Source organism: Shewanella sp. GXUN23E (genome assembly GCF_050865035.1).
GTDB lineage: Bacteria > Pseudomonadota > Gammaproteobacteria > Enterobacterales > Shewanellaceae > Shewanella.
In genome coordinates this window covers 56,947-69,655 of record NZ_JBOZWP010000015.1, presented here as the reverse complement: position 1 = coordinate 69,655, position 12,709 = coordinate 56,947, and the positions used below count along the sequence as shown (strand labels likewise).

The 12,709-nt window shown below is 51.3% G+C and carries 8 protein-coding genes; 6 read left to right on the top strand and 2 right to left on the bottom strand.

Going from position 1 to position 12,709, the window contains the following annotated elements:
• Positions 1-651: 651 nt before the first annotated feature.
• From ACRRUX_RS13590 to pflA, 3 genes are all read left to right on the top strand, one after another.
• Positions 652-2,133 (top strand): DUF3360 family protein, encoded by a 1,482-nt coding sequence (locus tag ACRRUX_RS13590; RefSeq protein WP_432531202.1) that lies wholly within the window; start codon positions 652-654, stop codon positions 2,131-2,133.
• 523 nt (positions 2,134-2,656) lie between these two features.
• Positions 2,657-4,939, top strand: a complete 2,283-nt coding sequence (pflB, locus tag ACRRUX_RS13585) for a formate C-acetyltransferase (RefSeq protein WP_432531200.1) — start codon at positions 2,657-2,659, stop codon at positions 4,937-4,939.
• 286 nt (positions 4,940-5,225) lie between these two features.
• Complete coding sequence (pflA, locus tag ACRRUX_RS13580; RefSeq protein WP_432531198.1) at positions 5,226-5,963, top strand: pyruvate formate lyase 1-activating protein; 738 nt, start codon at positions 5,226-5,228, stop codon at positions 5,961-5,963.
• A 20-nt stretch (positions 5,964-5,983) separates the two neighbouring features.
• On the opposite strand, the gene yfbV is transcribed toward pflA, so the two are convergent.
• Positions 5,984-6,427 (bottom strand): terminus macrodomain insulation protein YfbV, encoded by a 444-nt coding sequence (yfbV, locus tag ACRRUX_RS13575; protein ID WP_432531196.1) that lies wholly within the window; start codon positions 6,425-6,427, stop codon positions 5,984-5,986.
• A gap of 184 nt (positions 6,428-6,611) precedes the next feature.
• Between yfbV and ackA the strand changes: the two genes are divergently transcribed.
• The 3 genes from ackA to ACRRUX_RS13560 all read left to right on the top strand — a co-directional run bounded on the left by ackA (position 6,612) and on the right by ACRRUX_RS13560 (position 11,284).
• Positions 6,612-7,811 carry an acetate kinase gene (ackA, locus tag ACRRUX_RS13570; protein WP_432531194.1) on the top strand — a complete coding sequence of 400 codons (1,200 nt, stop codon included), beginning with the start codon at positions 6,612-6,614 and terminating at the stop codon, positions 7,809-7,811.
• Positions 7,812-7,903: 92 nt separating this feature from the next.
• Positions 7,904-10,042, top strand: coding sequence for a phosphate acetyltransferase (gene pta, locus ACRRUX_RS13565; RefSeq protein ID WP_432531192.1), 2,139 nt, complete (start codon positions 7,904-7,906; stop codon positions 10,040-10,042).
• Between the two features lie 810 nt (positions 10,043-10,852).
• Positions 10,853-11,284 (top strand): hypothetical protein, encoded by a 432-nt coding sequence (locus tag ACRRUX_RS13560; protein ID WP_432531190.1) that lies wholly within the window; start codon positions 10,853-10,855, stop codon positions 11,282-11,284.
• 454 nt (positions 11,285-11,738) lie between these two features.
• Here the strand turns inward: ACRRUX_RS13560 and ACRRUX_RS13555 are convergent, their stop codons facing one another.
• Complete coding sequence (locus ACRRUX_RS13555; RefSeq protein WP_432531188.1) at positions 11,739-12,656, bottom strand: class I SAM-dependent methyltransferase; 918 nt, start codon at positions 12,654-12,656, stop codon at positions 11,739-11,741.
• Positions 12,657-12,709: the final 53 nt, after the last annotated feature.

Here is a 12,709-nt window from a genome sequence, read left to right as displayed (position 1 = left end):
ATATCCTTGAATCAAATTTAATGAATGACAGCGTTAGGATAGCCATCGACAGGCAGGAAAAATAATGGGAAGTTTTGAACGGGAAATTCAGGCGGAATGAAGCTTTTAGTGTGATCCGGCCAGCGAAATGGCGGTTGTTTGCCACGTCCTGGATAACACGCGATGTCCTGTGACAAAGCGCAAAACAGGACTCAGTTCACATCCAAATCGATGACAAGCTAATACATGTGTCACTGAATATTAACCAGAGACTGATGCCACAAGGGTTTTTGTTAGCCACTAGCAAATCCTGTACCTCAGTCAATTCTTATTTAGCAACCACTTCAATACTTGCTAGCCAGATCTCAATTCCGTTGTTAACCTACTTCAAGAAAACTGATAGTCGATGAGTCGTGTTATCAGACATGGTAAGATCTTGAAAGGTAAATTGGTCTTACCAATTTATTACATTGAAATGGAACTCTTCTGCAAGGCGTTGCAGGTCATACTCTGCCAGCAGTTTATGCTGAATCTCCCGCCTGAAGCAGCCAAGTTAACCTGTTTTCGATACAGGCAATTTGCCTGAAAACCGCGTTAACCCTCAGGGACTCAAAAGCAAAAAACAACTTTAACCATAGCTATTACGCTGTTGTTTCGGAGTAATGAGAGACTATGTCTGACTCAGTAAACAAGCCACAGGCGGCCAACGAGGAAGCGTCCTACCAGGAGCTCCACCGCCCGGCATCAGAGTTCAAATCCCGCAGTGATTATCTGGATCACGAACTGACCATCATGAAGCCACGTCGCTGGCGTCTGAACCTTCCCGGCCGTGACTTCCGCTTTGAGTGGGAAGATCTGGTACCTGCACTGGCAGGCACTATCGGTATTACCGTGATGTACAGTGCGGTGATGTCCTCATACGCTTCTGCCTTCGGTCTGGACGCCGACTTCATCATCGAAAACGTGCGCGTGGAGATGTGGGTTTCCGCCCTGCTGTTCTGTATTTTCGTATCCGGTTTCATGAACCCACGTGCCAACCTGGCGGGTAACCACGGTCCGATGATCCCGATGATCGGTATGATTGCCCTGTCCGGTGGTCACCCACTGGCACTGGCGATTCTGATCTTCATTTTCGGCCTGGCACTGAGTCTGGTCAAAGGGGGGTCGAGGCTGGTAAACCTCACCAGTGAAGGGGTCGCCGGCGGTCTGTTGGTGTATCTGGGTATCATGGGTGCCCAGGGCCAGATCAACAATCTGCTGGACTGGTCCACTGAACTGAACATGGGTTATATCGGCTTTACCGTACTGTTCCTCAACGTAGTGCTGTATGCCTTCCTGGCCAAAGTCGGTAAACGCTGGCTGGCCATTCCGGCCTGCAGCGCGTTGGCCGTGGTAGTCGCACTGGCTATGGGCGCGCCATTCCACTTCAGCACTGAACCTGGTCTGCCAAACCTGAATCCTGCTTACTGGTGGGGTTCTACTGAGACTGGCTGGAAGCTGGGTATGCCAACCGTCAGCCACTTTATTGCCTCCTTGCCGTTTGCCATTCTGGCGGTAGCCATGTGGTCTCCGGACTTCCTGGGTCACCGTATTTTCCAGGAGCTGAACTATCCAAAAGGCAGCGACAAAGTGCTGATGGACGTGGACGACACTATGGCTGGCTGCTCTGTACGTCAGTTCGTGGGCACTGCTTTTGGTGGCGGTAACGTGACCTCCAGCTGGGGCACTTATATGATCCCGGCGGCTATTGCCAAACGCCCGATCCCTGCCGGCGGCATTCTGCTGGGTATTCTGTGTATCATCGTTGCAACAGTGGGATATCCGATGGATATTGCGGTATGGGCACCTGTGATGAGCATCGCACTTTTGGTGGGGGTGTTCCTGCCTCTGCTGGAAGCGGGCATGCAAATGGTGAAATCTGCTGCATCATCCCAAACTGCCGGTATTTGTATCTTTGCCTCTATGGTCGTCAACCCTGTGTTCGGTTGGGCGCTGACCATGTTGCTGGATAACAACGGTCTGATTGGCGACAAAGAGCGTCCCAAGTCCCTGTCCTTCGCGGATCGTATCGTGATCCCTGGACTGGCATTTGTGGTCTGTTTGCTGGCCATGCTGGCTGTGGGCATGATCAAAGGTATCCCTGCCCTGCTTTGATATCTCTGTCAAATTGGTAAAGCCCGTTACAGTGCGCTGTAACGGGCTTTTTTATGTCCACGCGATGAATCTTTGATCACCTTGCTTGAAATAACACCTTATTCTGCTGCATTTTTCTGTTTTTCCTGTGAGCAATAATCCCGCCAGATCTACTCAAAATGGGCATAGATCACACTTTTCATCAGGTGCACAATAGAATTTTGCTACTCACTTAGCAAAACCGAAGGAATTTAGGTGTTATGGACAGTGTTTCAGGTGCGACAGTATGGCGGTTGTGCTAATATAATCACGGTTAATTGGTCTTACCAATTTGCGACAGTCCCCGGACATGATGTCGGTTACAGGGTTGACTGTCAGCGGAATAGATTTTTTAACGATTTTTGTGTGTGACACCGAGTTGAACCGGCCATGCCGATACTCAGTATCAACGCAGGATCACCATATTGACCCGGGGCGCAAATCCCACGGTTAAGGATACCCCCAAGGTCAATCACCTTTATCTCAACAAGAAGGTATGAGTACGATGACTGACAAAACTGATCTGTTTGCAAGTGCCTGGGAGGGTTTCACCTCCGGCGATTGGAAAACTGAGGTCAATGTACGTGACTTTATCCAGACTAACTACACTCCTTATGAAGGCGACGAGTCTTTCCTGGCTGACGCCACCGAAGCCACAGTAAAACTGTGGGACAAGGTAATGGAAGGCATCAAGATCGAAAACAGCACTCACGCACCGCTGGATTTCGATACTGACAAAGTATCCACCATTACTTCTCACGCTGCCGGTTACATTGAGAAAGATCTGGAGACCATCGTAGGTCTGCAGACTGACGCTCCGCTGAAGCGCGCGCTGATCCCTAACGGCGGTATCCGCATGATCGAAGGTTCCTGTAAAGCCTACGATCGTGAACTGGACGCTGACATCAAGTACATCTACTCTGAGCTGCGTAAGACTCACAACGCCGGTGTATTCGATATCTACACTCCAGAAATTCTGGCTTGCCGTAAATCCGGTGTACTGACCGGTCTGCCTGATGCATACGGCCGTGGTCGTATCATCGGTGACTACCGTCGTGTTGCCCTGTACGGTATCGACTTCCTGATGAAGGACAAGCAAGCTCAGTTCGCTTCTCTGCAGCCTCGTTTCGAAGCCGGTGAAGATCTGTCTGCTACCATGCAGCTGCGCGAAGAAATCGCCGAGCAGCACCGTGCTCTGGGCCAGATGAAGAAGATGGCTGCCAGCTACGGCTATGACATCTCTGGTCCTGCCAAGAACGCCAACGAAGCTATCCAGTGGACCTACTTCGGTTACCTGGCTGCGATCAAGAGCCAGAACGGCGCGGCTATGTCTCTGGGTCGTACCGCGACTTTCCTGGACATCTACATCGAACGCGACCTGAAGAACGGCGTGATCACTGAGCAACAGGCTCAGGAGATGATGGACCACTTCATCATGAAACTGCGTATGGTTCGCTTCCTGCGTACCCCTGAATACGATGAGCTGTTCTCCGGCGACCCAATCTGGGCAACCGAGTCTATCGCGGGTATGGGTCTGGACGGTCGTACTCTGGTTTCCAAGAACTCTTTCCGTGTTCTGCGTACTCTGTACAACATGGGCCCAAGCCCAGAGCCAAACATCACTGTACTGTGGTCTGAGCAGCTGCCTCAGGGCTTTAAAGAGTACTGTGCCAAGGTTTCTATCGACACCAGCTCTATCCAGTACGAAAACGACGACCTGATGCGTCCTGACATGAACAGCGATGACTATGCTATCGCCTGTTGTGTGAGCCCAATGGTTGTTGGTAAGCAAATGCAGTTCTTCGGTGCCCGTGCCAACCTGGCCAAGACCATGCTGTATGCAATCAACGGCGGTGTTGACGAGAAGTCCGGTGCTCAGGTAGGCCCTAAAGCTGATCCTATCACCACTGAATACCTGGATTACGATGACGTAATGGCTCGCCTGGATCCGCTGATGGACTGGCTGGCAACTCAATACGTGTCTGCACTGAACTGCATCCACTACATGCATGACAAGTACAGCTACGAAGCGGCTCTGATGGCGCTGCATGACCGTGATGTACGTCGTACCATGGCTTGCGGTATCGCTGGTCTGTCTATCGCTGCTGACTCTCTGTCGGCCATTAAGTACGGCAAGGTTAAGCCTATCCGTAACGAAAATGGTATCGCAGTTGACTTCGAAATCTCCGGTGACTATCCGAAGTTCGGTAACAACGATGCCCGCGTTGATGACATCGCCTGTGAACTGGTTGAGACCTTCATGAACAAGATCCGTTCACTGAAGACTTACCGTGATGCCATCCCAACTCAGTCCATTCTGACCATTACCTCTAACGTGGTATATGGTAAGAAGACAGGTACCACTCCAGATGGTCGTCCAGCCGGCGCGCCATTTGCTCCAGGTGCCAACCCAATGCACGGCCGTGACGAAAACGGTGCGGTAGCGTCTCTGACTTCTGTGGCTAAACTGCCGTTTGCCCACGCTCAGGACGGTATCTCTTACACCTTCTCTATCGTGCCTAACGCACTGGGTAAAGACGATGGTTCTCGCCGCACCAACCTGGCTGCACTGATGGATGGTTACTTCCACCACGATGCAAACCATGAAGGTGGTCAGCACCTGAACGTTAACGTACTGAACCGTGAAACTCTGGAAGATGCCGTAAATCACCCAGAGAAGTACCCACAGCTGACCATTCGTGTGTCTGGCTATGCAGTACGCTTTAACTCGCTGACTCCAGATCAGCAGCGTGACGTGATTACCCGTACTTTCACCAAGTCTCTGTAATCACTGATTGAAATCAAGGTTGTACCGACATTGTCGGTACAACCTGCTTTCGACCCATTGCATCAGCTTTTTCCTGGCAGAGAGTTAATGCAATAGGTTTAATACTGTGGCATCGATATCCCCTTTAATAAGGTAAAGATGTCGGTAACCACAGCCAGGATTCACTCCGGATGGTTTGACTGTTTTGCCGGGACGCTGCATTTCTTCCCCGTCACCCATCCAGGATTTCTACAGATTTTCAGGCTCCAACCTCAGTCAGGTTGTTGTCTTGTGCTTGGGAGCCAGTATGACGATTAAAGGCCGTATTCATTCCATCGAATCCTTCGGTACCGTAGACGGTCCGGGTATTCGTTTTATCGCCTTTATGCAGGGCTGTCTGATGCGCTGCCTGTACTGTCATAACCGTGACACCTGGGATACCCATGATGGCAAGGAAACCACAGTCGAAGATCTGATGAAACAGGTCAGAGCTTACCGCGGTTTTTATGCCAATGGCGGTGGCGTGACCGCTTCCGGCGGTGAAGCCATGCTGCAGGCCGAGTTTGTGGCTGAGTGGTTCAAGGCCTGTAAGGCTGAAGGCATCCATACTTGTCTGGATACCAATGGCATGGTGCGCAAACACACTCCTGTAATCGACGAATTACTGGACAACACAGATCTGGTGATGCTCGACATCAAGCACATGAATGATGACAAGCACATTATCCTGACCAAAGTCAGCAATCACAGAACATTGCAGTTTGCCGAATATCTGGCGAAGCGCAACCAGAAAACCTGGATCCGTTATGTGGTAGTAGGTGGCTTCACTGACGATATCGAATCAGCGCAAAAGCTGGCTGACTTTATCAAGCCGATGAAGAATGTGGAGAAAGTTGAGCTGCTTCCCTATCACGAACTGGGCAAACACAAGTGGGAAACCCTGGGTGATACCTACCAGCTCGACCATGTGTCACCTCCAAGCCGGGAGACCATGGAGCAGATTAAAGCCGTGTTTACCGACATGGGTATCAATGCTATTTATTGATCCAGACAGAGCACAGGATGCTACAGCTCTTCCCAGTAGCTGGCATCCAGTCGTTCGAATGCGATTTTAAGCAGATGCGCCATATCCAGATAACAGGCTTTGGCGCCCAGGGGATGACAACTGACGCCCATGGCCATGAGCTTGGCAGTAAGTTGGTTACCCCAATCCAGCAAGGATAACGGCAACGGGTGGTTCGCACGCCATCCCAGCCACATCAGTCCCTGCAACGGCAGGCTGATAAAGAATAAGGCCAAGGTAAGCGCCTGGGGCAAAAACGCCCAACCATGCAGGTATAGCTGACTTACTGCGGCCAAAACGGCGAGTCCCGGCATCAACCGGGAGGCCAGTTGAGTCGCGCGGATAACGCGATACTCGGGGAAATACAATCCCAATTGTCTGACCATGGGCCAGGTCTTCATATAGCGTTGACCCAGGTTAATGGTATTGAGAAGTTGTTTGCTCAAGAAAGACACCAAGAAATTTGAACTGCTGTCGTTAACATAGCACAGGCCGGGGAACGTCCCCAAGCATTGCGCAATGTCCACTTCCGCAGTTCACCGCCCTCAGGGCTTTTGTACAGCGCTTTCCACTCCCGGAAAGCCAAGTTAATGAGTGTCAACACTCGCACAATGGCGAAAGGTTTTAAACATGTCCAACAATCTGGTTTTGGTACTTAACTGCGGTAGTTCATCGCTGAAATTCGCAATCATGGATGCTGCCACCGGCGAAGACCATATCTCTGGTCTGGCTGAGTGCTTCGGTTTGGAAGACTCCCGTATTAAATGGAAAGCAAACGGTCAGAAGAGCGAAGCTGCCCTGGGTGCTTTCACTGCTCACCGTGAAGCGGTTGAGTTCATCGTAGACAAAATCCTGGCCGCTCATCCTGAACTGGCCAGCAAGCTGCAAGCCGTTGGTCACCGTATCGTTCACGGTGGCGAGAAGTACACCCAATCTGTTGTTATCGACGAATCTGTATTGGCCGGTATCGAAGAAAGCGCAATCTTCGCACCGCTGCACAACCCAGCTCACCTGATCGGTATCCGTGCTGCCATGGCCTCTTTCCCTGAGCTGCCACAGGTTGCCGTATTTGACACCGCATTCCATCAGAGCATGCCAGAAAAGGCATACATCTATGCGCTGCCATACAAGCTGTACCGCGAGCACGGCATCCGTCGTTACGGTGCCCACGGCACCAGTCACCTGTTCGTCAGCCGTGAAGCTGCCAAGGCGCTGAACAAAGATCTGAACGACACCAACGTGATCACCTGTCACCTGGGTAACGGTGCGTCTGTGACTGCCGTTAAAGGTGGTAAGTCAGTAGATACTTCTATGGGTCTGACTCCACTGGAAGGTCTGGTAATGGGTACCCGTTGTGGTGACATGGATCCATCCATCGTTTATCACCTGATCCACCAGCTGGGTTACACCGCTGATGAAGTTAACAACCTGATGAACAAGCAATCCGGTCTGCTGGGTATTTCCGAGCTGACCAACGATTGCCGTGGCATCGAAGAAGGTTATGCTGAAGGTCACAAAGGTGCCACCCTGGCACTGGATATCTTCTGCTACCGTCTGGCCAAGTATGTGGCTTCTTACACCGTAGCTCTGGGTCGTCTGGACGCAGTTATCTTTACCGGTGGTATCGGTGAAAACTCTGATCTGATCCGCGAAAAAGTATTGAACCTGCTGGAAATCTTCAAGTTTGAAGTAGACGCAGAGCGCAATGCTGCAGCCCGCTTCGGTAATGGCGGCGTGATCACCAAAGATGGCAGCCCGGTTGCCATGGTGATCCCAACCAACGAAGAGTGGGTGATTGCTGAAGACTCTATCCGTCTGATCAGCAAGTAATCTGCACTGGCCGCTTTGGCGGCCTTTCATGCAGGCTAAATTGTTACAGCAGCCTGATGGCTGCTGTCGCTATTGAAACCAAGAGGTTTTCTATGCCACGCAAAATTATGTTAGTCCCTATCGGTACCGGCGTTGGCCTGACGTCAGTCAGTCTGGGGATGGTACGCGCGCTGGAACGTCACGGCGTAAAAGTCCAATTCTTCAAGCCTATCAGCCAACTGCGTCCACACGACACAGGTCCTGAGCGCTCCACCACTATCCTGAGCAAATCTCCTACTGTTAATCCACTGGAACCTCTGCAGATGGATCACGCTGAAGCACTGATCCGCGCTGAGCAGGAAGATGTGCTGATGGAGCAGATTATTGCCCGCGCCTCTGAGTGTGCTGACAATACCGAGACCCTGATTGTTGAAGCGCTGGTACAGACCCGCAGCCATCCTTTTGCCGATGACGTAAACTATGCCATCGCCAAAGCGCTGGACGCCGACGTGATTTTCGTTGCCACACCCGGCAATGATTCTCCGACTGCGCTGATGAACCGTCTGGAAATCGCTTACAACTCCTGGGGTGGCAGCGAGAACAAGCGTCTGATCGGTGCCATCATCAACAAGATTGGCGCACCGGTTGACGACGAAGGCCGCACCCGTCCTGATCTGACTGATATGTTCGATCGTGAAGCGCCAGCCCGTCTGGATTCCGCTTCCATGTTCCAGCTGCCAGGTCAAAGCCCGCTGCGTATTCTGGGCAGCGTGCCATACAACCTGGAGATGATCTCTCCTCGTGCATCTGATCTGGCCAAGCACCTGCGTGCCCGTATCGTTAATGCCGGTGAGATGAACACCCGTCGTCTGCGTAACGTGACTTTCTGCGCCCGCAGCATTCCGAACATGATCTCTCACTTCAAGCCTGATTCATTGCTGGTTACCTCAGGTGATCGCTCTGATGTGATCGTGTCTGCCTGTCTGGCAGCCATGAACGGCATGAAGATTGGCGCCCTGCTGCTGACCGGCTCTTACGAACCAGAGCCAGAAGTCATGGCACTGTGTGAGCAAGCCTTCGAAACCGGTCTGCCTGTGTTCCTGATCGACACCAACACCTGGCAAACCTCGCTGAACATTCAGCGTTTCGACCACGAAGTTCCGGTTGACGATGCCGTGCGCATCGAGCTGGTACAGGACTATGTAGCCGGTCATATTGATCAGAGCTGGATAGAAAGCGTGACTCAGAACTCGCCTCGCGAGCACCGTCTGTCGCCACCAGCCTTCCGCTACAAGCTGACCGAACTGGCCCGCGCAGCCAAGAAGACCATCGTACTGCCTGAAGGTGACGAGCCCCGCACCATCAAGGCCGCCGCTATCTGTGCTGACCGTGGCATTGCCCGCTGTGTACTGCTGGGTAACCCGGATGAAATCCGTCGTATCGCCGAGCAGCAGAACGTCACTCTGGGCGATGGCATTGAGCTGGTTGACCCTGAGCTGGTGCGTGAGCGTTATGTCGCGCCACTTGTTGAACTGCGTCGCAACAAAGGCATGACCGAAGTGGTAGCCCGCGAGCAGCTGGAAGACAACATGGTACTGGGTACCATGATGCTGGCCCAGAACGAAGTTGACGGTATCGTGTCCGGTGCGGTGAACACCACTGCCAACACCATTCGTCCACCACTGCAGCTGATCAAGACGGCGCCTGGCTCCAGCCTGGTGTCTTCTATCTTCTTCATGCTGATGCCGGATCAGGTACTGGTTTATGGTGACTGCGCCATCAACCCAGACCCAACTGCTGAGCAGCTGGCTGATATCGCCATTCAGTCTGCAGAATCTGCAGCGGCCTTCGGTATTGAGCCTCGCGTGGCCATGATCAGTTACTCAACCGGTAACTCAGGTCAGGGCAGCGACGTAGATAAGGTGCGTGAAGCGACCCGTATCGCCAAAGAGAAGCGCCCGGATCTGGCTATCGATGGCCCACTGCAGTACGACGCAGCAGTGATGCCAAACGTTGCCCGCTCCAAGGCTCCTGGCAGCCCGGTTGCCGGTCAGGCTACCGTATTCGTGTTCCCTGATCTGAACACCGGTAACACCACCTACAAAGCAGTTCAGCGCTCTGCCGATCTGATCTCTATTGGTCCTATGCTGCAGGGTATGCGTAAGCCTGTGAACGACCTGTCACGCGGCGCACTGGTTGACGATATCGTCTACACCATCGCACTGACAGCCATTCAGGCTACTCAGAACTAAGCTGTTGGCTAATGTTAAAAACCGGTCCCTGTGACCGGTTTTTTTATACCAGCTGAATCCCGCCCGAGAAGGTCCGGTGCCATACCGACTTCATTAATAGTTTGATCAATTCAAAGCGTGTCAGGGATTCTGACTCAAGACACATTGCTTGACGAAGGATGGCTCCCTTTAAGAGCAATGCAACACTGGAGCAGGATGCTTGACACGCTCACACATAAATACCAATCCGGATAGAAGTTTGATCTCATCAGAGCCATCTCTGCATTCAAGTACAAGCCAGATGGTAGCGACATTGTGGTTCTGTGACCAAACAATGTGCAGCAGAATCCTATGGCCAGACTCCCGAACAACGAGTTGAAAAGGCATATGCACTGCCTTGTCACCAATTTATAACGTTGTACTCGGTCAGATTCATGCAAGCCATCCAACGGCCAGGGCGATACTGTAGGTTCAGAGCATCAGATTGATATTGGAGGACATTTTTCGATCAGATCAAACATTTTGATCCCGCTCAAAAAAGCATCTTAGGAGTAAAAAAAACGAAGTGAAGCAAAAATAAACAGATAAAAAATCTCTTTATTTTCAATATGTTTATAGACTCCAGTAGAGTCGTCAACATAGTTGTCCACAGATTTTGTGGATAACAATCAAGGGGATGGCCTTTCAGAATCCTGTTACTGCTGTGTTTTGTCAAGTGCTAATGATCAATATGCGATCTCCCGCACAACGGGTTCTGGCAGGTGACTTGATCAATCATCTGTGACTCGTAATACTTGGGACACGGGATGAATTTATAACTCATGGAAAATTATGCGTATTATTCTGATTTTGAGCACTTTGCTCGCGGCCCTGCTCACCTCCGGTTGCTCTGATGATATTCAGGGGCCTCCCAGTACCCCGGAACTTACCACCAGAGGCTTTTTTGAGGCTATCTATGTAGAGCGCGACGTCAGTAAAGCCGAGCAATATGTTGACCCGTCGATTGCTGAGCTGCTGCAACACTATCGTATCGCTTCATCGGTTCAGCGCCATATGCTCAATCTTCCCATGACCAATGTGTCAATTGAGATCCTTGAAGTCGATCTGGATTTTTTCCGCAAGTTCAGTGACACTACCACTGTGGTGGCCAAGCTCACTGGACTGAGAAATGGTCAGAAATGGAAAGATGACCGCACCCTGAGGCTGGAAAAACGTAAGGGGATTTGGGTGATCACTGAAATTGTGCCGGAAAAAATGCGCTGATCTCTATACGAATCAAGTATCTCGGCCAATAAAAAACAGCAGCTCCAAGGCTGCTGTTTTTTTGCTTGTTCTGTTGGGTCCACACAGATCCAGCTGGCTCAGTGAGCCTGGGTCATCAGGATTTAATCCAGAAATGCTTCTTCGTCCATTTCCAGCGGCAAAGACTCGATCACTTCATCCTGCACCTGGTAATAGGCGTTTTCATACTCTTGAATTTCCATCACAACTCCATACTTCGTCGGGAACAGAGGCGCACCTATTGTTTGCTGGCACTTTGCCCTGTTAATTCACACCAATATCTATCAGCGCAAAACAGTCTATCACTGCACCCCAACGAATTACAGAAAACTTTCAGTTTTGGTATACAAACAATCAAAAATAAGTCGTAACCAATTGATGTTACTTACGCACCCAAACAAAATCATGAAAGTCTTTCAACTTTACAAGACAGATTTTACTCTGTCGCTGGCTTGCGATATCTCAGAACCTTGAGCGAGCGCTCCTCATCAATATCCGCAAATACCGGGGGATTGGCCAAGCGCTGCAAATATTCAAGCTCAGGAGCCGCATTGGTCACCTGCTCCTGCAGAAACTGAGTAGAGAGCTCAGGGGCATTGAGACACAGCAGCAGTTCACCTTCCGAAGTCAGTAATTCAGGCAGTTTGCGCAGTAAACGCACATAGTCCTTGGTGGCCACGAAACTGCCCTTTTGATTGCTTGGCGGGTCAGCGATGATGAGATCGTAAGCGCCGAGTTTACGCAGCTTACCCCAGGAGCTGAAAATATCGTGTCCCAGAAAGCTCACCCCCTTATCAAATCCATTGAGCTGGTGATTTTGCTTACCTACAGACAATGCGCCTTTGGCCATATCGATGTTGATCACGGCTTGCGCCCCTCCTGCCATCGCCGCAACAGAAAAACCACAGGTATAGGCAAACAGATTCAGTACCCGCTTTCCCTGGCTGTGCTGCTTGACCCAATGCCGCCCTTCGCGCATATCCAGAAACAGCCCATGATTCTGACCTCTGAGCAGATGCACCAGATATTGGCAGCCATTTTCGGTCACAACATGACGCTCGGGAACTTCACCGGCCAGCAAACGGGTTTGGGTTTGTCCACCGGCACGATACTGGTATACCAGATTAAAGGGCTGAGCGGCCGCTACCCGAGTCCAAAATGCAGTCAGGCTTTGCTGCAGACTTGCCAACTCCTGCTCAGGTAACTCCCGAAAGCTGGTCAACAGCAATACCGGGGCGAACCAGTCAAGACAAAGATGCTCAGAGCCTCCAAAACGCCCGCCCCGCCCATGAAACAATCTGCCGGAATCTGCGGGCAGTGAAATGCTGTCCAGATATTCAATAAACGCTTGCATATAATTCAACCATAAAAAAGGCCATGGAAACCATGGCCGGCAATGACGCGCAG